The sequence below is a fragment of the Pseudoalteromonas rubra genome, from assembly GCF_005887115.1.
In the GTDB taxonomy this organism is placed as follows: Bacteria; Pseudomonadota; Gammaproteobacteria; order Enterobacterales; family Alteromonadaceae; genus Pseudoalteromonas; species Pseudoalteromonas rubra_F.
The window spans coordinates 243520-266061 of the sequence record NZ_PNCJ01000017.1; the positions used below are offsets into that span (position 1 = coordinate 243520).

A 22542-nucleotide genomic window follows, 5' to 3' on the forward strand; every position below is an offset into this window, starting at 1 on the left:
AAAGTAGAAATAATCCCGTGTGTAATGCCACCGTAAGGTGGCATTTTTTATGTCATTTTATCATCAGTAACTCCTGTCAATTGTGCTGTAGGCGCACTTAGAAGCCTGCTTACATTTCTTAACTGTATGTAGAAAGCTCCTCAGTGTAGTGTTTTTAACCGAAGCGATATCTGGTTAGCTGCACAGTGTGAGTTAGTGTCGAAATATGACGTGTATAAAAATGCTTTAGGCTGGAATAAATTGAGCGCAGCAAACAAAAGGGGGTTGGAGGCCGAGAGCGCTTTATTTGCTGAGAACCACAGGCACAGAGAGTAAATGATGCCTTGCAGTGGTAGTTTCTTTCATATGAATATTTGAAAGAACTGTACATTGAATATAAATGAAACGAATAGTGATGTATAATTTGAAAAACTTAGAAGAAGGAGTGGGGCGACTGACGAGGCTTGAACTCGCGACAACCGGAATCACAATCCGGGGCTCTACCAACTGAGCTACAGCCGCCACAATAGATAAGAACACCTTTGCTGGTGTGGCGCGCATAATACATAAAAAAGCGGGCTTTGCAAAGGGTTAAATTTAAAAAATCTCAAAGAAGTTCGTTGAGTATCCCCAAGTTGTACAGCTAATATTCATACTAGCTGGGTAAAATCGCCCCGCTATCTCACTCAAGTGCTTACAGGAGTCACTATGGAAACGATTGTTCATTGGGTCGATGATAACTCATCTCTTATCATACACCACCTTTTTCAGGGGCTGCTTGCCCTGGTCATATTTTTCATTGGTATGAAACTGGCAAAGCTTGCAGCAAACTTGACGGAAAAAGCGTTTAGTAAACGCAAAGTGGATAAGGCGGTCGGGGCGTTTGTTGGCAACATTGCTTACAGTATTGTATTTGCAGCGACGCTGTTGATGGCGCTGTCTCAGGTTGGCATAGAAACAACCTCCTTTGTGGCTATCCTGGGTGCCGCTGGCCTGGCAATCGGCCTGGCTTTACAAGGTTCCTTATCGAACTTTGCTTCAGGGGTCCTGATCATTATTTTGCGTCCCTTTAAGTCTGGTGATTATATCGAGGCAGGAGGAAAAGCGGGTAGTGTGCAGCGTATCGAGATCTTTTCAACCGAATTGAGAACGCCGGATAACAAGGTCATTATTATGCCTAACTCGGCGATTATGTCGGGCGCTATCGTTAACTACTCTCGTGAAAAAACACGTCGCATCGATTTGGTTATCGGAGTGAGCTATGAAGCGGATCTCCGGGAAGCGAAAAATGTGTTAAAATCCGTGCTGGACAAAGAACCACGGATCCTGAAAGAGCCAGCTTATACGGTCGCCGTATTAGAAATGGCAGATTCCAGTGTCAATTTTGTTGTGCGCCCTTGGGTGGCAACATCAGATTACTGGCCGACTTACTTTGACCTTGTTGAGAATATAAAATTAGCATTAGACGATGCTAATATCGAAATTCCATTCCCGCAAATGGATGTTCACCTTCACAAAGACTAATTAATGACAGGTTTATAGGCAATGAAATTACAACTTTTATCTCTGTGCGTATTGGCAGCCATCAGCTCGAATGTTGCTGCGGAAGAAGCTCCTGCAAAGAAGCCAAAACAGCCAAAAACCTGGGATATCACCAGTGAGGTTGGGGCCATTGTTACCAGCGGTAATACTGAGACCACAACGCTTAAGGGCGCGCTTAAGGTCAAACATAACCTTAAAAACTGGCGCAACGAGTATAAGCTGGATGGGATTTACAAAGAAGATGAAATTGAAAACGATGATGGTGAGCGCGTAAGCGAGCGTACCAACGAAAAGTACTCTGTTTCCATGCAAGGGAACTATAAGTTAAATGAAGATCATAGCCACCTATTTATTTATGGTGCTTATGATTCAGATTACTTCGGCGCATATCGCAGCGAAACAGTTGTGTCTATTGGTTATGGTTTACGCCTGCTGAGTCTCGATAACATGTATCTGGATGCTGAAATTGGTCCGGGTATGAAGCGTTTTGAGTATCAGGAAGACAGCACTGAATTAGATAAAAATGGCAACTCCCTGGCGGGCACTACTGAAAACGAGGTAATCGGTGTCGCAAAAGTCGATTTCGAGTGGCAAGTATCTGACAATGCGCGCTTCACACAGGTTGTTGGGGTGGAGTATGGTGATACCAATACTAAAACTACCTCAGAATCCGCTTTGCTGACTAAAATCAACGGCTCCCTACAAATGAAAGTGGCGTACAATATTACCCATAACTCAACAGTAGATGAAGGCAAAGAAAATACTGATACAGAAACATCTTTGACATTGGTTTACAGCTTTTAACACTATTTACCAAAGATATATCAAAAAAAGGGCGGGAAGCCCTTTTTTTATGGGCGTGTTTTTATGTAAAATACGCAATCTTTTTGGCTTATCGTGAAATAGGGTATAAAACCGGATGTCTTTTAAACGTATTTTTGCAGCAACCATGCTGATCTTTAGTGCGGTTTCACTTGCTTTTACGCCCACAGCGCAACAAATAGAACAATTTAAAAAGTTGCCAAAAAGTCAACAGCAAGCATTGGCAAAACAATATGGTTTTGACTTGAGTAGCATAACCGGTAATGCCATGCAGTCTTCTGACAACCCTAAAAAGACTCAGGGGATGCAGAGTGTTTTTCCTCGTGACGAAGATGAGAAAGAGGAAGAAGCTGTTGACCCAATGAAGCCAGAACAAGAAAAACTGAAGCCTTTCGGGTATGAGCTCTTTTCTGGAGAGCCAAGCAGCTTCTCACCTTCGGAAGTCCAGTTTGTTCCTAATGATTATGTCATTGCAAGTGGAGATACGCTCACCATCAATTTGTACGGTAAAGAAGCGGCTACGCATACACTTACCGTAGATCGTGAGGGGCGACTTAACATACCCGAATTTACACCGGTAGATGTTGTTGGCCTGACTTATGGCGAGTTAAAAGTACTGATCGCTGAAAAAATTAAAAATGAAGCCATTGGTCTAAAGGTGTATATCTCAATTGCAGAATTGAGAGGTATACAGGTACTGGTCGTTGGAGAGTCTTATCGCCCTGGCAGTTACTCCCTTTCTCCATTAGCTAACGTGACGCATGCATTGTTTGCCAGCGGCGGCCTTACGGAGATTTCTTCACTTCGTAATATTCAGGTTAAACGTCATGGGAAAACAGTTGCTAATCTGGACCTGTATGATTTGCTTTTGAAAGGGGACAGCAGTTCGGATATTACCCTTCAATCGGGAGATGTTGTGTTTATCCCCTCCGTCGGTCCACAAGTGACAGTAAAAGGCCAGGTGAAAAGGCCTGCTATTTTTGAACTGAAAGAAGGCGAATCTGCTCGTGCTTTAGTACACATGTTTGGTGGCTTTAAAGCCGATGCATTTTTACAGCGTGTTCAGGTAAACAGAGTTGTCAATAACTCGGTAAAGTCAGTCGTATCGGTTGACTTTAGAGACACTAATATCGACTACTCACCTAAGGGGGGGGATGTCATTAAGGTGCAAGCAGTCAGCGACGAAGTCGTTGATTCAGTATCACTTATCGGTGCTGTGGCCAGGCCAGGAAACTATCAATGGTATCAGGGGATCACGCTCGATACGCTTATCTCGGACGTTAAAGCAGATTTATTACCTCAAGCGGATCTTTCCTATTCGATTATTGTCAGGGAGTCTGATCGTTTGGGGCAAATTGAAGTGATGCAATTCACGCTTAAGGAAGCGCTCACTTCTAAGCGTATTGCTTTACAAAAGAATGATCAGGTATATATCTTTAGCCGCTTTGACTCTCAGGAAAAAGAAGATAAGGCGCTACAAAATTTAGCCATGACAGTCGAAGAAAAAGAGCTGCAAAAAAGTGTAAAATTGTGGCATTTATACGAGCGCCGTCAGTTTGAGAATCATGTTTCATTTGATCAGGCAATTGCAAAATCAAAAGAAAATAATGACGCAGAGGTAAAAGAGGGTAAAGAGAGTAACGTTCAGGTGAGGGGAAAGAGCAGCGACTCCGAAGAGCAGCCATCTGTGTTTGGCCGTACAACGTTGTTAGCGCCTATTCTCGCGCAGTTAGAGTATCAATCCTCGGCAGTTAAAATGAATCTGACAATTGAAGTCGTTGGGCAGGTTCGTTTCCCAGGTCGTTACCCTATTGATAAAGGGATGAATGTACACTCAGCCATTCAGGCTGCTGGCGGTCTACTAGAATCAGCACACACTGAATATGCTGAAATTACACGAGTGAAGAATAGTGGTGGTGTTGAGTACTTGAGAGCACCAATGACTTCTATAGAGGAAGCGCAGAGCATTAATCTGCAAAGCCGAGATACAATTAGCGTATTGATGAGACCTAACTGGGAAGATAGTTACAGAGTAAAACTCAAAGGCGAAGTCGTATTTCCTGGAGAGTATATCGTGAAACGGGGTGAATCCTTGTTGAACGTTGTACAACGTGCAGGTGGGCTGACTCAGTTTGCCGATCCTAAGGCGGCCATCTTCACGCGTGAATCTATAAAGGCGCAGGAGCGAGAACAAATAGCTCGCTTATCTGAAGAGTTACGAAAGGATATAGCAGCAAAAAGCTTCCAAAAATCAATAGGCTCAAACTCACTGAGCTACAGTGAAACGAATAAGCTGCTGAATGACTTAGCTAATGTATCTGCAGTTGGTCGCTTGGTCATTGATTTGCAGAGTATCATGAGTCAGGCAGACTCCCTGACTCTGCAAGAAGGTGACGCTCTTTATGTACCTGGCAAGCGAGACTCCGTCTCGATTATTGGTGAGGTAAATTATAGTTCTTCACACTTGTTTAAGCCTGGGGTCTCCATTGAAGAATATATCAATCTGAGTGGTGGTGTGAGAGATCGTGCCGATGAAGAGAAGATCTATGTCATAAAAGCCAATGGTGCAGTCCTTATTCCTGACCGGGGATCATGGTTTGCCGTGAATAACCACGCTGGATTGGAAGCGGGTGATACTATTGTTGTACCTATGGACTCCTCATATATGGATAACTTAACCCTGTGGAGTACAGCAACACAAATTTTCTACCAATTGGGTGTTGGTGTAGCTGCAATTTCAGGAATTTAATGATTTTAGATAGTTTTCAATATATGAATGCGCTTGATTACTTTGAATTGTTTTTCATGGGTGTACTTGCTTCCGGTGCTTTGGTATTGCTGATGCATAGGCTTGCAATACCTCTGGGCCTGATGGATGTCCCATGTGAGCGAAAGGATCATAATGGGCAAGTGCCTCTGGTTGGGGGAATGGCAGTTTACATTGCAACTGCAGTGATTCTGCTGTTTTATCAGCCGCACTCAGTGGATCGCGATCTATACTTGGTCGCTAGCGCTATTATTGTGTTCATTGGGGTACTGGACGATAAATATGACCTTACGGTGAGATCAAGGTTGATTGGCCAGAGCTTAGTTGCACTCATTTTAATTGCAGGCTTGCAGAAGCACTTTTTCTCACTTGGAGACCTGTTCTCGATTGGTACTACAATCGAGCTATATTCTTTCGGTATTCCGTTTACGGTGTTGGCTGTGCTTGCGTTAATTAATGCATTTAACATGATCGATGGCATTGATGGCCTGCTGGGATTTGTGTCTGCGGTATTCTATGGCTTTTTAGGCGTACAGGCGCTACTCAGTGGTAGTATTTACATCTTCATCACTTGCTTAGTTTTGGTCGCTTGCCTGATCCCCTTTTTGGCTGCAAACTTAGGTTTCGCACCCGTTGGAAATAAAAAGATTTTTATGGGAGATGCAGGTTCTATGTTTATGGGGTTGACTGTTGTTTGGTTGACAGTTGAGGCGACACAATCCTCTCAACCCATTGTCAGACCGGTTACAGTACTGTTTTTTGCTGCACTACCTATCATAGATATGATTGCGATTATTATTCGACGTATCAAAAAAGGGAAATCTCCATTGGTTGCAGACAGAGATCATATCCACCACATCTTTATGCGGGGAGGGCTTTCTCCAAGACAGACTCTGCTTGTACTCGTCACGCTTTCTTTTATGAGTGCGTTTTTTGGCCTTATGCTAGAGCGCTTTAATGTACCTGATGTGCTTGTATTGGCCTCATTCATATGTTTGTGTGTGGCGTATAGCATAATGGTTCAACATTCATGGAAGTTTTGTCGGTGGTTAAGAAGCCACTTTACAAAGTAATGTGGTACCCGCCGAAACTTTGAGAAAAATTATTCATTTCTAGCGAGTGGATTGGAACAATACACTCGCCAAACGAGCAGAGACAATTTATGCATTTTGGTTCAGAAGAGACTGGAGATAACTTTTTTCTAGCTACACTAGTCAAATACCTAATATCTAAAAGTGTATACCTAATATCGGCAGGTGCTTTGTGCTTTATACTTGCCATTTTCTATTCACTTCAATTGCCTAATATATACCAATCAGAAGCACTATTGGCACCTACTTCTAATGAATCCGCGAATGGAAATTTGGCCTCTTTGGCAGGTCAGTTTGGCGGGCTTGCGAGTATGGCTGGGATAAATCTCGGTGGTTCAAATCAACTAGATAAAACTAAGTTGGCTATTTCTATTCTAAAGTCTAAGCACTTTACAAATGAGTTCATAGAAAAAAGGGGAATTTTGCCCGAATTGATGGCTGCAAAGGCCTGGGATATGGACAGTAATACCATTATTTATGATGAAGAGTTATACGATACTGAAAACAACAAATGGGTCAGAGTTGTTGAAAAACCTTTGAAACCTCGTCCTTCGCTTCAAGAAGCGTATGAAGTGTTTATAGAGATTGTTGAAATTAAAGAAGATGCAGATGTGGGAGTGTTTACTTTGAGCGTTGAGCATGTCTCTCCTTACACTGCTAAACTTTGGGTTGATTGGCTCATTGAGGATATCAATGAGCTAATAAAAAAGCGTGAAATGGACGAGGCATTGAGGAGTTCAGAGTATCTTCATGCTCAGTTAGAGGAAACGCAAGTCGAGGAGATGAGAGATGCTCTTTACAGGTTGATCGAGGAGCAGGCCAAGACAGTCATGCTTGCTCAAGTGCGTGAAGAGTATGTGTTCCAGACAATCGATCCAGCATTAGTGCCAGAAAAGAAGCTAAAACCTAGCAGAGCACTTATCTGTATATTAGGCGGAATCATTGGGTTTGTATTGATGGCGTTATGTTTTACAGTCAGGTTTTGTATTGGTATTGCACCTAGTCCGCAGCAAGGCGAACGTCTGAGCTAAATTATAATTTTATGTCATAAAGGTCCCAGTGATGAGTAGTTTTAACCAGTCTCCTAAGATTGCAATAATCGGTCTTGGCTATGTTGGCTTACCTTTAGCCGTTGAATTCGCAAAGAAATACGATTGCGTACTTGGCTTTGATATTAATTCGAGTCGCGTTAATGAGTTGCGTGAAGGGCATGATTCGACACTTGAAGTGTCAGATGAAGCGCTTGGTGCTGCTACATCTTTACGTTTTTCTGATGATAAGTCTGAACTCGCGCAGAGTACTGTTTATATCGTAACAGTGCCAACACCAATAGATGAAAGTAATAAGCCTGACTTGACCCCACTTAGAAAAGCATCTGAAATGCTTGGGGCGTTTGTCAAAAAAGGGGACGTGGTTATTTATGAATCAACAGTCTACCCAGGTGCGACTGAAGAAGTCTGTTTACCGTTGATTGAAAAAGTATCAGGTTTAAAGTTTAATACCGACTTTTATGCAGGTTACTCACCCGAGCGGATCAATCCAGGTGACAAAGTAAACACCTTAACTAAAATCACTAAGATAACATCTGGTTCGACACCTGCAGTCGCCGACTTTGTTGACGCGCTCTATGGTTCTATCATAGAAGCAGGTACGCACAAAGCGAGCTCTTTGAAAGTGGCTGAAGCAGCTAAAGTGATTGAAAACACGCAGCGGGACTTAAACATCGCAATCGTTAATGAGTTTGCAAAGATTTTTAACCGCCTAGGTATCGATACTGAAGAAGTTCTCAACGCTGCAGGAACAAAATGGAACTTCCTAAAATTCAAACCAGGTTTGGTAGGTGGTCACTGCATCAGTGTTGATCCTTATTATCTGACACACAAAGCACAAGAAGTCGGCTATCGCCCTGAAGTTATTTTAGCTGGTCGCCGTATCAATGATGGTATGGGTGAATATGTTGCAACTCAATTAGTTAAAAAGCTCGCAAGCAAAAAAGTTCATATTGACGAAGCTAAGGTGCTGATCTTAGGCTTTACGTTTAAAGGTGATTGCCCTGATGTTCGCAATACTAAAATCATAGATATAGTTAAAGAGCTTAAAGACTTTAATATGTCTGTTGATGTTTATGATGGATGGGCGAATCCAGAAGAGGTCAAACATGAATATGGTGTTGACCTTATCAATGAATTGGAAGAGGGCAAATACGATGGCATCGTTCTGGCGGTAGATCATTCCGAATTAAAAGAAATGGGTGAAAAGAAACTACGCTCATTTGGAAAAGAAAACCACGTACTTTACGATGTTAAGCACGTATTGAAACCTTCAGAAGCTGATATTCGCTTGTAAGGGAAGTGTCGGGCGATAACAAGTTCTGCAATAACCGGTGTTGCTTGCCGTACCCTAATGGTATTCGGTGACGGAGTCAGGGGCTGTAATGGGTATCAATAATCGGGCAAGAATTCAGCGTACAGGCGAGCAGTGCCAGTTATATAGCGTTTTTTCAAGCAATTAGTTCTAAGAAGTAACCACGAATGCAATGTATAGATTTAGCTGCTCAATGTACCCCAGTGGCGAAGTGCAAAAAAAAGAGGAGCCCGGCTATGGTTTATTATGGTACCTGCACGTATGAGCAGACTGCATTTGAAGCGCTGGATTACCAGCAGGGCTACTTCTCTGTGGCAGAAAAGTTAGCATCGTCTCTGTTTATCCAGCCAATGCATGGGTATCTGTAATGCATGTCGTTGTTTTACCCTCTTGGTATCCTGAGTTTCCGGGCGATATTAATGGCTGTTTTTTCAGAGAGCAAGCAATAGCTTTAAATAAGGTCGTGCAAAAAGTCGGAGTATTATATCCTCAAATGCTAGGCTTCTCGGCACTAAAAAGTGGTTTAGGAAGACGTGAGATTGAAGTTGTCAATGATTCAGGGTTGCCGACTTATCGATATCACTTTACCAACACCGTGCCATATTTTGAAAAGATAATTCATCGCGGGTGGCTGAAAAAGGGTGAAGCGCTTTTTGTTAAATATATTGAAGAGCATGGCATGCCTGATATTTTACATGCACACTCTTTATTCAAAGCCGGATTTTTGGCTCAGTATTTGAGTAGAAAATATAATATCCCTTTTGTTGTAACTGAGCATATTACTGCTTACGCAAGAGATAATATTAGTGGCAAAAAAATAACCCAAGCCAAGCCTGTGATAGAAAGTGCCAGCGCATGTATCGCGGTTAGTAACGAATTCAGTACCTTGCTGAACAGGACTTTCGTAACCAACAAATGGCAATATATTCCCAATATTGTGAGTAACGACTTTTTGCTTCACCAGATAAACAGCGAGAAAACTAGCAAAGAAAACTTTCACTTTATCAATGTTTGTGCGCTTTTGCCGAAAAAAAGAGTCGATATATTGATAAAGGCTTTCGCGATCGCCTGTAAAACTCTTAATAATATTTCACTCGATATTGGTGGTGATGGCCCAGAAGCAACTCGATTGCAAGAATTGGTCACAGAGCTAGGGCTGAATGATAGGGTTTCCCTGCTTGGCAGTCTTACGAGAGATCAAGTAAAGGAAAAGATGTATGAGGCTGACGTGTTTGTTCTGTCCAGTGAATACGAGACATTTGGCGTTGTGGTTGTAGAAGCTTTGGCACTAGGAAAGCCTGTGATAGCCACAAAATGCGGTGGTCCAGAAACAATTGTTAGCAACGAAGTTGGTACTCTCATTGAAAAGAATTCACCTGAAGCTATGGCTGAAGCTATGATACAGATGTACAGACAGTACGAAAAATTTGATAAATACGAAATCAGAGCCTACTGTGACAGGGAATTCAGCGAGCATTCTGTAGTCGGGCGCTTAGTCGAAACGTACCATACAGCAATATCAAACAAATGAACAAAGCAAAGCTCTTAGGCTATGCAATAGGCCCATTAGGTGCTGCTGCGCTCGGCTTTATATCACTCCCCTTACTTACCTGGTTTTATTCAGTTGAAGATGTTGGGAAAATTTCAATGCTTCTGCTGGCAATGAACTTTGGTATTCTTTTATTTTGTATAGGCTTAGATCAAGCCTACATCAGAGAGTATCATGAAGCAGAGTCCAAGCCAGCTTTACTCAAACTAACAAGTCTACCTCCGCTAATATTGCTCCTTTGCGTCGGATTCGCAATCTCAATGAGCGATGTCACTGTGCTGGCTCGTTCCCTGTACGGCAGTGATAGCGCTCTGCTATCTATGTTGACAGTACTGTGTGTTGGATTCGCAGTGGTTTCTCGTTTTCTTTCTTTGATTTTGCGTATGCAAGAGCGTGCAATTGCTTTTTCAATGAGTCAATTGTTACCTAAAGCAATTTTCTTGATTTGCATACTCATTATTATTGTTGGGGGCTTTGCCCAAGATGACCACAGCCTCATTGGTGCACAGTTTGCGTCTGTGAGCGCCGTTTTTCTCATATTGATATGGTCAACAAAAACCGAGTGGCTTGCAGCTTTTACTGCCAAAAGTAATCAATTCGATTTGTATCCTTTACTCAAGTTCAGCATACCGCTTATGTTAGGTGGATTTGCGACTTGGGGCCTTTTGGTGATGGACAAGGTCTTTTTACGCAGTATGTCATCATTTTCTGAGTTAGGTGTCTATTCAGTGACTGTAAGTGTTGCCGCAGTTGCTAGTATATTTGCCAGTATTTTTAACCTAGTATGGTCACCACTGGTGTATAAATGGACTGCTGAATGTGAGGAAAATACGTCGTTTGATTATGATAAAATAGACGATATTGCGGAACATCTACTGGCAGCGATCTTTTTTGTTGCTACTATCGCGGGAAGCTTTTCCTTTATATTACCTTATTTCTTACCTGACGAGTATAGTGCTATACAAAGTCTGATTGTGGCATGTTTGATTGCACCTTTGTTTTATACTTTGTCGGAAACGACAGCTGTAGGAATTACACTTGCCAGAAAAACTCATCTTTCAATGTGGGCCTCTGTCCTTTCTTTAATGGTAAATGCCGCTGGTAACTATTTTTTGGTCGCGGAGTATGGTGCGCTGGGTGCCGCCATTGCGACGGCAATAGCTTTTTCAGTGTTCTACGTTTTGCGCACAGAGTTTTCAAAACGAGTGTGGCGTAAAATGCCTACAGCTAGGGCCTATACCACTATAATTGGCCTGCTTGTAGTTTCTATCCTACATTGCACTGTGTGGTATCAGAGTGCTGTGGGGAATTTAGTCTGGGCAGGCGCTTTCATCTTAGGACTATTTACTTTTAGAAAGTCAGTTTCTTTATTTTGGGCAGAGCTTAAGAAAGCATTTCAATCCAGACTCTCAAAAGTTCAAGAAGGTTAATAGAGCTATGAATGACATAAATTTAGTAATCATTATTTATAGTAACCTTTCGGTAGGAGGTGGGGGGAGGGAGACCTGGTTGGCAAACTTTACTCACTCTACTGATATATTGAATAGCTTCAAGTCAGTTACCGTCTTGAATGCAGCTTCCTGCTTTGAGCAGGGGACACCGATTGAGTTTCCTGAACAAGTGAACCATAAAAGCGTTGACGTTGCCCCTTTTAACAATGTAAAGCGTATTGCCACATTTGCGTCCTTTTGCTCTGAGTACATAAAAGCGCAAGACAAAGCGCAAGAGAAACAAGTAGTAATATGCCTTGGCTCGTATATTGAGAGCATTGCAGGTTACTTTGCTTGTCGTGGAACACATGCCTACCGAATTACTTGGATCCGTGGGATCTTAGAAAAAGAACTGGCACAAAGGCACTCAGGTTTCATGCTGGAAGTATTCAAAAAGCTAGAGGTATTGCTGCTGAAAAGAAATGAGCTGGTCTTATCCAATGGGCAGGATACCGCAGATTTCTATTTAGCAAAGAAAATACCTTCGAAAGTTATAAACAATGGTATATACCTTGATAAATTCAGCCAGGCTCAATGCGGGGATAAAATCAGGTTAGGTTTTGTAGGGCGGCTAAATTTAGAAAAAGGTATCGATTACTTTATTGCATGTTTGGAAGAGCTCAAAAATCAAACGGATATTGAAGTGTTGGTTGCTGGTGATGGATTTGAAAAGGAGTCATTACTAGAAATAAAGGAAAAATTGAAGGGTTCTGTAAATATTCAGTATTTAGGGGTTGTAGATAACCATCAGGTACCTGAGCTGTTGGCCAAACTAGATGTCAGTTTTCACTTAACAGGTACTAAAATCCTGGGAGGAGGAGGGGTATCTCACTCGCTTATTGAGGCAATGGCATCAGGGAATAGAATTGTTTGTTGGGACAATGAAATATTCAGGCAAGTGCGAGGGTTTAGTCATTTCTTTGCAGCCAGAGAAGAGGATTTGGAAGACCTAAAGTTATGTTTAGAAAAGGCCATTACGCAAGCACGAGAGCAGAAGTCAGCTGCGGCTGAGATGGTTGAGGCCGTGAAAAATTACTCTTTTCAGAGTCACGTTAAGCGATTTTTATCAATTGTGACAGACAACGTAAAACTATAGAGAACATTGTACTTGTGACTGGCCAGAATAAAAAAATTGGTTTACATAAAGTACTGCCTTATTTTGGCAGTAGTAAATTGGTATTTGTAACCTTATTTTGTGTGTTACTTCTGCCCATTTTTGATTCCATGACAGGGGCTCTTTTCAAGCTGCAGATCATGGGGGAAGGAGGGCTGGCGACTCCCTCTCAGCTTGGGCGACTATTAATTTTAGTGCTGTTGTTTTATTTCGTTTTTTCCTCCGGTAAAGTAAGCACAGATACTAAAAAAAAGGTCATTTACTTAAGCGTATTCTTCTTAAGTGTTGAGAGTATTGTGGCAATGTTTCACCTTGGACTTGTCCCATACTTATCAGGAATTGTTTTCTTTAGTAAAATATTATTTTGTATTCTGGCCTACATATACTTAAAAAATTGGGTTGTAAATGAAGTCAATAAATATGACTTATTTTTCAGGCTGGTAATAACTTATGGTTTAGTTGTCGCATTTTTGCTCTCCACCGCTTTCCTGAGTGGCTTTCATATTTCAAACTATGGTAGTAAATTTGCAACTCGTGGGTTATTTGTTTCTGGTAATGGTGTTGGTGTAACGATTGGTATCGCGACGTTGCTGACTTTTTACTACTCTTCCATAACTCGGCGAAAGGTTTTTTACTTTATAGGGGCGTTTCTTATTTTTAGTACCATTATTATAGGTACTAAAACTGCTTTGCTGTTTGCATTAATCAGTAGTGCCTATTTTATTGTTCTTAGTTTTCGGTACTATCCTATATCGACTTTGATACTGTCTGGTATTGTTGCCTATTATATCGTTCCAATATTGATTGAAGCGTTGTCACTTGTCTTTGAAAATATAATAAATAAGTTTAATAAGATAGACGACAAGGCTGTTTTGCTGTCTAGCTCAAGAGATGTTTTTATCAGAAATGCTTTTGAAAAAATAGAGTGGGATGGAGGCTTTAGTCTTAGATTACTCTTGGGAGGCGGCGGTTACTATGCTTATGAAGATCTTCTCTTTCTTTCCGATGTTAAAAGAAAAACCTTGGAAAATGACGTGTTTGAGTTGTTTTTCAGCTATGGTGTAATTTCTGCTTTGGCCTATTTATTTTTAGGTGCTTACACCCTTTATAAAGGTTTATATAAGGGACGCTATTTTATCACTTTTTGCTTCTTTCTAGCGTTTATGCACTCGGCATTAGCCGGGCATGTTCTTTTTAATGGTACATCTTCTATTATGCTTGTTTTCTTAATGCTACTCATTAATGCGAACTATCACCCAGTTAAAATAAGGTCGTTATCAAAGTGAAAATCTCGATTGTTATTCCTCTTTATAACAAAGAAAAATACATAGAGCGTTGCCTGAAATCAATACGGAAGCAGGTATATCAAGATTTTGAAATCATCATTGTTAATGATGGCTCAACAGATGGCAGTGCTGATATTGTTAGAAAGTTAGCTTTGTCAAATCTAACTTTGATTGACCAGAAAAACTCAGGAGTTTCCGCTGCCAGAAATACAGGAATTGCCCATGCTAATGGTGAATGGATCGCATTCATAGATGCTGACGACTACTGGGAGCCCACTTACCTGGAAGAGATGCTTACGTTAACTAAGAAGTTTCCTGGTGCATCTTTGTGCTGTAGTGGTTATGGTTTTGAGGGCCCTGATGGGTTTCGACCGGCGAAGTTATGTGTGCCCGGTGAAGGGGATTACAGAGTTATTGATAATTACTTCTATACAACATGCAGGGGTAACTTACCTGTTACCGCATCTTCAGTCATGATTAGAAAATCCGTTTTAGAGGAAATTGGTGGTTTTCCTTTAGGCTGGAGCATGGGGGAGGATATTTTTGTTTGGATGCGCATAGCGATCGAGTATCAACAAGTCATTTGTATAAAGAACTTAGCTATCTATGACGAAAGTGATGTCGAAAGTGCCACAAAAACTAATAAGGTGCTAGATGTATTGCCTCATGTGAAAGCGCTGGAGGATTGGATTCAGTGCGCTAAAGTCCCACCTGAGATGATGAGAGAGGCAAGAAATTTGGTACATCGAAGTTATATTTTCACCGCTTTGCAAAACATCAAGTTTGGAAGTCGAGCCAATGCGAGAAAGTTGTTATCGAATGTAAATGTTCGAGTTAGTTTACATTATATCGCAGCACTCTTGTTGACTATTGCACCAAAATCGCTTGTGGATAAGTTGCTAAGAAAATAGTCGTCTTAAAAGCAAGACGGTAAGGTATATTTGTAGTATCATCGCGCCCCCTCGAAAGTAGGAGTAGCATATGTGTGAGTATTTTGCTGAGTTAGATTCAAAGCTGTCATCCAAAGAAGAGTGGGAGCGGCGTATAGAGCAACTCTATTGTTCAAAAGAAACAGAGCAAAGACTGGTCGCTACATTTGTAAACCCTTTTTCTTATCCTGTGCTGCTGGAAGAGCCTAGCTTATTTCGACAGTTTGACCTTATTTTCTCAGATGGCTTATTACATACTCGACTTCATAATGCGTTTTGTGACAATAAAATAGACCGAGTTAGTTTTGATCTGTCGTCAATTGCATCTGATACTTTGGCAAGAGCCGAGGCAAACAATTTAAAAGTTGCATTTGTTGGTGGTAAATACGAGCATGCACAGACGCTGCCTGAAAAGCTTCTCGAATTGTTCCCGAAACTAAATATTGCTTACTGCCGCGATGGTTACTTTAATTCTGACATTGAAAAAGAACATTGTTTTGAGCAACTCAACTTGGCTGTGCCTGATATTGTTATTGTTGGAATGGGCACGCCACTACAAGAGAAGTTTCTGGTTCAATGTGTTGAAAAGGTCTCGAATGTCAAAGAGTTTTATACGTGTGGTGGGTTTTTGGAGCAAACAGCAACCAAAGGTGACTATTACCATCCCCTTGTCAAGAAGCTCGGCTTAAGGTGGTTGCAAAGGGCGTATAGGCATAGTCATGTCCGAAAACGCCTACTTCAAGATTACCCAAAGTTTGTTGTTAGCTATATACGAAGACATATTTAAGCCGTTGCCACATGAGAGACTGTGGCATAATAGCCCTTTAGAAAGCTTTGACTAAGTTTGTATGCTAGTTTCACGTTGAAAAATTTCAAGTACTTTTGAGCAACAAGGTATGGACATTTTTTGATGACTGCCCATTGTCTGATGCCGACACTCAACTATCCTAAGGTCCTCACGAGCTTATTGATGCAGAGCCTGTCATTTTTGACTAGAGAAACCTGCTGGGTCAAGTGACCAGGCGCTGCCTGCTATACCATTGTAATAACGATAACAGGCAGCCATTAAAGGGGGGGAGCAGTCTATAGACTATGCATTGATTTAGATCTTAATGCTTACTCTGCTTTACAGAGTTAAACATCTCAACCAAGTACTTGTTACCGTATTCAGAGATGTGGTTGTCATCATAATACAACGGTACTCCTTTGACTGATGTTTTACAGATCTGCTCATTACATAGGTACTTTGATGGGTCTAAAATTTTAAAACCACATCTATCAGCTCTTTTCTGCAAAGTTTTCTCAAAAATAGGCGCTTTTTCCATCGCCTGATTTCTTGCTACTTCATCACCTTCTTCACTTCCGGATAACAAGTTGCGTGCAACATGGTTTGGAACTAGATAGTCAAATTCTGGCGTTGACTTTAATACATATACATTATTTTTCTCCGCTAGATTACAAGCAACCTCAAAAAATGCGGAGTAATCGCTTGAGTTGGAAATTCTTGTCTCATAAAGGGGCCATCTAGAGGTAATGAATATATTTTTTTCTTCATAATTACCGATGTTCTTATTGGAAAATTCAGTGCACTCTGGTTTATATAGTTCTGAATTGCTGACAGAGCCATTGTTTATCAGACAGCCTGCCTTTGCGACCATAACAACACCTTCTTTACCAAATTTGGATGCTTCAATAGCCGTAATCACGCTACTGGCGTGACTATCTCCTAGCAGTACAGACTGAAAGTCTGCTTTATTGCTAGGGTAGATGCAGTTTTGTGAACTAGTGCCAGAAGTGTTAAGGCATATATTTCTGCGAGGATCTTTGTCTAGTAACGCCCTATTCGCTTGTATAACATCGTTGGGTAGGGGGCTTATCTTCTCCGCTTTCGGTGTTAACATCACCATAAATGCCATAAAACAAAAGGCTATAACCATTGAGACTAGTGAGAGGTTGATGAAAAAATGTTTTGTTGTTTTCTTTCTCAGTGGTGTTTCAACAAACTGATAAGTAATTTCTGAAAATATCAATGTCAGAGATAGAGCTACTGGTAAATTTTTATCTGCCAGATGAAATATAGGCCAGTGCCACAAGTATATCGAATACGAACGTTCAGATATATAGTTGATAACTTTCGCATAACTAGGCTTTATTTCCCCGCATCCAATAAACATAGCGACAACCGAGAACGCAATAACAGGTACGGCGTAAACATTTGGCCAGAACTCGGTTGGTTCAATAATAAAACTACAGCATATTAAGATTACACAAAGAGCGAGAAAGCTTTTCCATTTTGGGTTGTTGCTCTTTCCTTTTTCGAAGAAAAATAGCAAACTACCAGCTGTCAGCTCCCATATTCTAAATAGAGTGTTGTAGTATTCCGCTTGCATGAACAAAGAACTGAAAAGGCTCGCCAGGAAAAGTGATACACAAAGGTAAAAGCTTGAGGTTTTTACACTCACCTTGTTGGTGATTTTAGATGCAAAAATTAACAGCAGAGGAAAGGCAACATAGAACTGCCACTCAACTGATAAGGACCAGGTATGTTGCAACAGATTTGTGCTTAGATTAGCTGTATCGAAATATCCTGAGCTCGACGCATATAGCCAGTTCGATACGGGCACCAAACTTGCCAAGCCATATTTACCAAAGTTTCGTAATATTGACGGTAATTCGAAAAAGAATAGATAGGTGGAAGTGACAAAGATCACAAATGCCAACGCTGGCATTAACCTGTTAAATCGAGAGATAAAGAAGTCAATGCTGGAGAACTTCTGCTCCGATAACTTTCCGACAATAATCTTAGTCATCAGGTAGCCTGACAAAACAAAAAATATGTCAACACCAATAAAGCCACCACTAAATAGTTTTATTTCATAGTGAAAAAGAACAACCACAATTATTGCTATACATCTTAGTATGGCAATGTCATATCTATAGTTCACCTATTACTTTCTCCAGATTTGTACGATTTTAAAAATAAATGTTGTAGGTATCTTTTTAAATATTGTTGGTGCTGGTTTTTTAGCATGCTTTATATGGAAGTATGCCCGATTTGAACGAGTAGGTTTTACTACTAAAAAATGAATCTAATGCAGATAATGAATACATCTTCATCACAGACAAAGAAGAGCTTACCCAGCTAGGAGGTGTATTCTATAGAGGCCAACCCAATGAATCAATGATGGCATTTAACCTTGGCTCAGGCGATGTTGAATTTGTTACGGCATGCTCGCGCGCTGCGGGCTGTGGCGAGCTAATCAATCGCATTTCGCAAGGACCGACATCGACGTTAAGGTTTCAACTAAATGCGTTAGGCATAATTAATGGGCTATGTAATTTGGCGCTGATTGTAAGCCATACACATATTGAACAACGATCCATTTTTGCTGGCATAGCAAGGGATCTGTCAATATTGTATGCAAATCTAATGATGTGTAACTCTTATCTCGATGGAATTACGCCAGTTTTCCCTAATCACAACCAAACAAATCTCTCGTGTATACTTTCGCTAAAACATCGGCAAGCTCACTAACCATTCGATTTGTGACTATCACATCTGACATTTGTTTAAATTCCTTGATGTTTTCAATAACGCCGCAGTGAAAGAACTCTCGTTGTTGCAGCACAGGCTCATAAATAACGACCTCCACTCCATTGTGTTTCAGCCTGTCTATTACTCCCTGAATGGCTGAAGATCTAAAGTTATCTGAGCCGACTTTCATGATCAATCGATAGATACCAACAACTTGTGGTTGTCTCTTTAGAATTGACTCGGCAACAAAATCTTTACGGGTATCATTTGCCTCAACAATGGCGCGAATTAAATTATTTGGCACATCTTTATAGTTTGCCAGTAGCTGCTTAGTATCTTTAGGCAAGCAATATCCACCATAACCAAATGATGGGTTGTTATAGTGCAATCCTATTCTGGGATCTAAACCGACACCTTCAATGATCTGCCTTGAATCTAGTCCATGCTTTTCAGCATAAGTGTCCAACTCATTAAAGTAAGCAACTCGCATTGCTAAATAGGTATTTGAAAAAAGCTTGATAGCTTCAGCTTCTGTAGAGTCAGTAAATAAGACATCAATATCTGTTTTGTGTGCGCAATTAGAGAGCAATGCGGCAAATGTACGGGCACGCTCACAATGCCCGCCAACTATGACACGTGAGGGGTATAGGTTGTCATATAGCGCTTTGCCTTCGCGTAAAAACTCCGGTGAGAAAAAGATCCTGTCTGTATTAAAACGGCTTTTTATCCGCTCGGTATAACCAACTGGGACAGTTGATTTTATGACAATGACGGAGCTGCTGTTGTGCGCCAGAATATCACCAATAACTTGTTCAACTGACTCTGTATTGAAATAATTGGTGTTCGGATCATAGTCGGTTGGTGTCGCAATGATTATATAGTCACTTTGGTGATAGGCGAGCGCCTTGTTGGTTGTCGCCATAAAGTGCAATTCTTTATTTACTAAAAAATCAGATATTTCCTTATCTACAATCGGTGAGGAGTGTTGATTAAGCCGCTTCACTCTTTCTGATGATATATCCAGAGCGACAACATCATGATGCTGCGCTAGCAGCATTGCAATCGACAAACCAACATAACCTGTTCCAACAACTGTGATATTCATCGTTTTTTCCAACCTATCTCACCTATAGTTGCAGCCTGTAATCGAGTGGCTATGTAACACCTACAACTATGTACCTTATGTAGTACCAATTTCACTTAATACCTGTTCAATTTGAAGGAACAAACATGACGCTAGCGATGTAAAATTCTCATTTGGAACCTGTACCTGAGGTATGAGTTCGCAACTGTTTGCCTTACTGCATGGATGTAGATGCCTCAGCGATAACTAGAGGCGAGAGCGGTGTTATCGACCCTATTTTTTGCCCCAACATAGAACACTTGATTAAGCAAATTGATGTAACGACACCAAAAAGCAGTTGCTTTTCAATATAAGTGACACTTAAGACTGTTTTATGACTAAAAAAGGTAGAACGTAAAAAACCTTCAAACAGGTCAGGACCGCAATGAAGTTAACAAAACACTATGACTGGTAGGCAGAGACTTATGCATCGTTGGGGAAGAAATAATGTCAGGGCAACGACACATCGCAATTTGTCTGATGCCTTACTTTTTTTGCTTGAGTGTTGGCTGGTTGCAGATTGAAATGGGATAACTAGACTCACGAGGGAAAAGGAGTATAATATGCCCGTTAACTAGGAACCTGACTCAAGGAGTCGTGCATGGAAAGCTGCTACGTACCTTATTGTTATACTCAGTCTTGCATTAGTAGAGAGATGTATATAAATAAGTCGAACGCCCATTCCTGTATGCCCTACTTTTTTCGTTCAGCTATGAGCTGGCAAAATGCTGACGGTTTCAAGCGATTTCAGCGAGTTGCCGACGCATCACTCAGCCCGAAATGAAAACCCGCTTAGATTTCTATAGGTTAGTTGGCTGATGGAGTATTTGCGTATGTGTTACCTCAGGTGTTTGATGTTTAACAAGTGATGGATGCTAAAAATCACAGTGATTTTATTGTGTTTTTTGGGATATTTGGGGGTGGGTGAAAGTGGTTTCTGGTTATTTAGTCTTACTTATCTTTAATCTTTGAGCGTGAGCAAAGGTTAATGTGTATGATTGCCGGGCCAGGAAAAGTGACTGGAGTTATGAGTTTTTCCCTGATAGAAAGCGCTTTTCTACTAATAGCATGCCCAAAAGAGGTATCTCATTGTTACAAATGACTCAAGTCTCGATATAGTCATATTTCGGGCTTATGATAGCTCCAGAACGCAGTGGTACCGGTAGTAAATGGCGCACTGAAAAAGAGGAAGGCTTTTGGCTAATCTGCTGATTATGAGTAGTTCATAGTGAAAGTAAGTACCAGCAAAGTTTAACAAAATTTGATACCTAAGCCCTGATTGATTTGTCACTTGCGATTAACAAACTTGCGTGCTTTAATTGGGGCTGCGAAATATTACATCACTAAAAAATGAAAAAAAAACTATATTTTGGGAAAAAATAATGGCGCTAAGCTGTAAAACTATCATTGCTTCTACTGTATTTCTTGCAATGACTGGCTGCTCGATCATTCCCGGCAGTCATTTCGAAGGAATAACTTCAAGTGAACAAACTGCTAGCTTGCAAAGCGATCTTGAGAAAATCAATATTCATTTGATTGATGCTCAGCTAATCAAGGAATCTAAGTTAAACCAGCCTCAAAAGAAACTAGGACCAAGCGGCGCTGTTGTTGGCGTCGATGTATCAGATTTCGAATATCGACTGGGGGTCGGTGATGTGCTGACAATTGGAGTATGGGATCATCCCGAGTTAACGATCCCTGCAGCGGTCCAGAGAACTGCTGAATTTGACGGTTTTCGTGTTCAGGCCGACGGTACCGTAACTTTTGCATATGCCCCAAGAATTCCGGCTGCTGGAAGGACTGTGACTGAGCTTCGTGAGGACCTTGTCAGTCGGTTAAGTCGTGTTATTGAAGACCCTCAAATAGATGTTAAAGTTGTCGGATTTAAGAGCCAAAAAGTATATATCACAGGTGAAGTTAACAGACCCAACGTCCTACCTATCACAGAGACACCCCTGACACTTGTCGATGCGATAAACCAAGCTGGAGGGTTAACTGATTTAGCTGACTGGAAAACAGTTACGTTCATCAGGGGTGAGAAAACGGAGCGTATTCGCTTAGATGAGTTCTATGGGAAAGGCGATATTTCTCAGAACCGTTTGTTAAAACATGGCGATATAATCCACGTTAGCCGCAATGATAAGCACAATGTTTATGTGCTTGGCGATGTCATAAAAGCAGGAAAGGTTGATATCAACCGATATGGTATTAGTCTTGCCGAAGCGCTCAGTGAAGTCGGTGGGATAGACGAACGTAGTGCGGACGCAAATGGCGTGTTTGTGCTGCGCAAACGCGATTTACAAGAAGACGGCGTGATCGCAGACGTATACCAACTTCATGCAAAGAACATTGCGTCGCTGGTACTGGCGGAGCAGTTCGAGCTTGAGCCACAAGACATCGTTTATGTTACAAGTGCACCTCTTGCTCGCTGGAATAAAGTTATCAGTCTCTTGCTGCCCTCACTTGCTACGGTGGATGCGCTTCAAGATATAGACAATCAATAGTGTGAAAGTTCATGTTTGATAGTGTTTTAATGGTATGTGCAGGCAATATATGTCGTAGCCCCACTGCCGAATATGTTTTAAAAAGTAAACTTGAAGGACGTGCAATACGGGTATCATCTGCTGGTTTGACTGCGTTGGTGGATAAGCCAGCTGACCAGCTGGCGCAAGAACTGGCTGCGCAAAATGGTATTGATATGTCTGCGCACAAAGGGCAGCAAGTTAGCACATCGCTGGTCGCTCAAAACAGTGTCATATTAGTGATGGAGCAGCGCCACTTAGAAGATCTCTGCTCCAGATACCCGCAAGCACGAGGAAAAACATTCTTACTGGGAAAATGGCTAGGAGATAGAGAAATACCTGATCCATACCGTCAAAGTCGAGAAGCTTTCGAGCATGTATACGATTTAATCGATAGCGCGTGTGGCGCTTGGCAGAAGTATTTATAAG

17 protein-coding genes and 1 tRNA gene are annotated in these 22542 nt (G+C 41.3%); 15 read left to right on the top strand and 3 right to left on the bottom strand.

Annotated features, from left to right (window positions below; genetic code table 11):
• Positions 1-425: 425 nt before the first annotated feature.
• Positions 426-501 (bottom strand) — tRNA-His (locus CWB98_RS13245).
• Positions 502-687: 186 nt separating this feature from the next.
• Here CWB98_RS13245 and CWB98_RS13250 point away from each other — a divergent pair.
• The 13 genes from CWB98_RS13250 (at position 688) to CWB98_RS13305 (ending at position 15720) form a co-directional block, all read left to right on the top strand.
• A complete protein-coding gene (locus CWB98_RS13250) occupies positions 688-1503 on the top strand; it encodes a mechanosensitive ion channel family protein (RefSeq protein WP_054014800.1) in 816 nt (271 codons plus the stop codon).
• Between the two features lie 21 nt (positions 1504-1524).
• Positions 1525-2325, top strand: a complete 801-nt coding sequence (locus CWB98_RS13255) for a DUF481 domain-containing protein (RefSeq protein ID WP_138545303.1) — start codon at positions 1525-1527, stop codon at positions 2323-2325.
• Between the two features lie 115 nt (positions 2326-2440).
• Positions 2441-5092 carry an SLBB domain-containing protein gene (locus CWB98_RS13260; protein WP_138545304.1) on the top strand — a complete coding sequence of 884 codons (2652 nt, stop codon included), beginning with the start codon at positions 2441-2443 and terminating at the stop codon, positions 5090-5092.
• Entirely contained in the window at positions 5092-6183 is a 1092-nt protein-coding gene (gene wecA, locus CWB98_RS13265; RefSeq protein WP_138545305.1) for a UDP-N-acetylglucosamine--undecaprenyl-phosphate N-acetylglucosaminephosphotransferase, read from the top strand. Before CWB98_RS13260 ends, wecA begins: the two co-directional genes overlap by 1 nt.
• An 89-nt stretch (positions 6184-6272) precedes the next feature.
• A complete protein-coding gene (locus CWB98_RS13270; RefSeq protein ID WP_138545306.1) occupies positions 6273-7232 on the top strand; it encodes a Wzz/FepE/Etk N-terminal domain-containing protein in 960 nt (319 codons plus the stop codon).
• 31 nt (positions 7233-7263) lie between these two features.
• Positions 7264-8547 (top strand): Vi polysaccharide biosynthesis UDP-N-acetylglucosamine C-6 dehydrogenase TviB, encoded by a 1284-nt coding sequence (tviB, locus tag CWB98_RS13275; protein ID WP_138545307.1) that lies wholly within the window; start codon positions 7264-7266, stop codon positions 8545-8547.
• 254 nt (positions 8548-8801) lie between these two features.
• The gene (locus CWB98_RS24600) at positions 8802-8933 is read left to right on the top strand and encodes a hypothetical protein (RefSeq protein ID WP_283241205.1); all 132 of its coding nucleotides are present in this window, start codon (positions 8802-8804) and stop codon (positions 8931-8933) included.
• Positions 8933-10096: a glycosyltransferase gene (locus CWB98_RS13280; RefSeq protein WP_138545308.1), complete on the top strand. Its 1164-nt coding sequence runs from the start codon at positions 8933-8935 to the stop codon at positions 10094-10096. Before CWB98_RS24600 ends, CWB98_RS13280 begins: the two co-directional genes overlap by 1 nt.
• Complete coding sequence (locus tag CWB98_RS13285; protein WP_138545309.1) at positions 10093-11544, top strand: lipopolysaccharide biosynthesis protein; 1452 nt, start codon at positions 10093-10095, stop codon at positions 11542-11544. Before CWB98_RS13280 ends, CWB98_RS13285 begins: the two co-directional genes overlap by 4 nt.
• Before the next feature lie 7 nt (positions 11545-11551).
• Positions 11552-12700 carry a glycosyltransferase family 4 protein gene (locus CWB98_RS13290; RefSeq protein WP_138545310.1) on the top strand — a complete coding sequence of 383 codons (1149 nt, stop codon included), beginning with the start codon at positions 11552-11554 and terminating at the stop codon, positions 12698-12700.
• A gap of 14 nt (positions 12701-12714) precedes the next feature.
• Complete coding sequence (locus tag CWB98_RS13295; RefSeq protein WP_138545311.1) at positions 12715-14004, top strand: O-antigen ligase family protein; 1290 nt, start codon at positions 12715-12717, stop codon at positions 14002-14004.
• Positions 14001-14915, top strand: coding sequence for a glycosyltransferase family 2 protein (locus tag CWB98_RS13300; protein ID WP_171045649.1), 915 nt, complete (start codon positions 14001-14003; stop codon positions 14913-14915). The genes CWB98_RS13295 and CWB98_RS13300 overlap by 4 nt, the downstream gene beginning before the upstream one ends.
• Before the next feature lie 70 nt (positions 14916-14985).
• Positions 14986-15720 (top strand): WecB/TagA/CpsF family glycosyltransferase, encoded by a 735-nt coding sequence (locus CWB98_RS13305; RefSeq protein WP_138545313.1) that lies wholly within the window; start codon positions 14986-14988, stop codon positions 15718-15720.
• Positions 15721-16042: 322 nt separating this feature from the next.
• On the opposite strand, the gene CWB98_RS13310 is transcribed toward CWB98_RS13305, so the two are convergent.
• Positions 16043-17878, bottom strand: coding sequence for an acyltransferase family protein (locus CWB98_RS13310; RefSeq protein ID WP_138545314.1), 1836 nt, complete (start codon positions 17876-17878; stop codon positions 16043-16045).
• 528 nt (positions 17879-18406) lie between these two features.
• Entirely contained in the window at positions 18407-19573 is a 1167-nt protein-coding gene (locus CWB98_RS13315) for a nucleotide sugar dehydrogenase (RefSeq protein ID WP_138545315.1), read from the bottom strand.
• A 1400-nt stretch (positions 19574-20973) separates the two neighbouring features.
• On the opposite strand from CWB98_RS13315, the gene CWB98_RS13320 reads away from it, so the two are divergent.
• Together CWB98_RS13320 and CWB98_RS13325 are read left to right on the top strand one after the other, a co-directional pair.
• Positions 20974-22095 (top strand): polysaccharide export protein, encoded by a 1122-nt coding sequence (locus CWB98_RS13320; protein ID WP_138545316.1) that lies wholly within the window; start codon positions 20974-20976, stop codon positions 22093-22095.
• Between the two features lie 11 nt (positions 22096-22106).
• Positions 22107-22541, top strand: a complete 435-nt coding sequence (locus tag CWB98_RS13325) for a low molecular weight protein-tyrosine-phosphatase (RefSeq protein ID WP_138545317.1) — start codon at positions 22107-22109, stop codon at positions 22539-22541.
• Position 22542: the final 1 nt, after the last annotated feature.

What these genes read in the sequence shown, in the direction of transcription:
- CWB98_RS13250 (WP_054014800.1), top strand. Translation starts at nt 688, where the DNA reads ATGGAAACGATTGTTCATTGGGTCGATGATAACTCATCTCTTATCATA.
- CWB98_RS24600 (WP_283241205.1), top strand. Translation starts at nt 8,802, where the DNA reads ATGGTTTATTATGGTACCTGCACGTATGAGCAGACTGCATTTGAAGCG.
- CWB98_RS13255 (WP_138545303.1), top strand. Translation starts at nt 1,525, where the DNA reads ATGAAATTACAACTTTTATCTCTGTGCGTATTGGCAGCCATCAGCTCG.
- CWB98_RS13270 (WP_138545306.1), top strand. Translation starts at nt 6,273, where the DNA reads ATGCATTTTGGTTCAGAAGAGACTGGAGATAACTTTTTTCTAGCTACA.
- CWB98_RS13285 (WP_138545309.1), top strand. Translation starts at nt 10,093, where the DNA reads ATGAACAAAGCAAAGCTCTTAGGCTATGCAATAGGCCCATTAGGTGCT.
- CWB98_RS13325 (WP_138545317.1), top strand. Translation starts at nt 22,107, where the DNA reads ATGTTTGATAGTGTTTTAATGGTATGTGCAGGCAATATATGTCGTAGC.
- tviB (WP_138545307.1), top strand. Translation starts at nt 7,264, where the DNA reads ATGAGTAGTTTTAACCAGTCTCCTAAGATTGCAATAATCGGTCTTGGC.
- wecA (WP_138545305.1), top strand. Translation starts at nt 5,092, where the DNA reads ATGATTTTAGATAGTTTTCAATATATGAATGCGCTTGATTACTTTGAA.
- CWB98_RS13290 (WP_138545310.1), top strand. Translation starts at nt 11,552, where the DNA reads ATGAATGACATAAATTTAGTAATCATTATTTATAGTAACCTTTCGGTA.
- CWB98_RS13315 (WP_138545315.1), bottom strand. Translation starts at nt 19,573, where the DNA reads ATGAATATCACAGTTGTTGGAACAGGTTATGTTGGTTTGTCGATTGCA.
- CWB98_RS13280 (WP_138545308.1), top strand. Translation starts at nt 8,933, where the DNA reads ATGCATGTCGTTGTTTTACCCTCTTGGTATCCTGAGTTTCCGGGCGAT.
- CWB98_RS13320 (WP_138545316.1), top strand. Translation starts at nt 20,974, where the DNA reads ATGGCGCTAAGCTGTAAAACTATCATTGCTTCTACTGTATTTCTTGCA.
- CWB98_RS13305 (WP_138545313.1), top strand. Translation starts at nt 14,986, where the DNA reads ATGTGTGAGTATTTTGCTGAGTTAGATTCAAAGCTGTCATCCAAAGAA.
- CWB98_RS13260 (WP_138545304.1), top strand. Translation starts at nt 2,441, where the DNA reads ATGTCTTTTAAACGTATTTTTGCAGCAACCATGCTGATCTTTAGTGCG.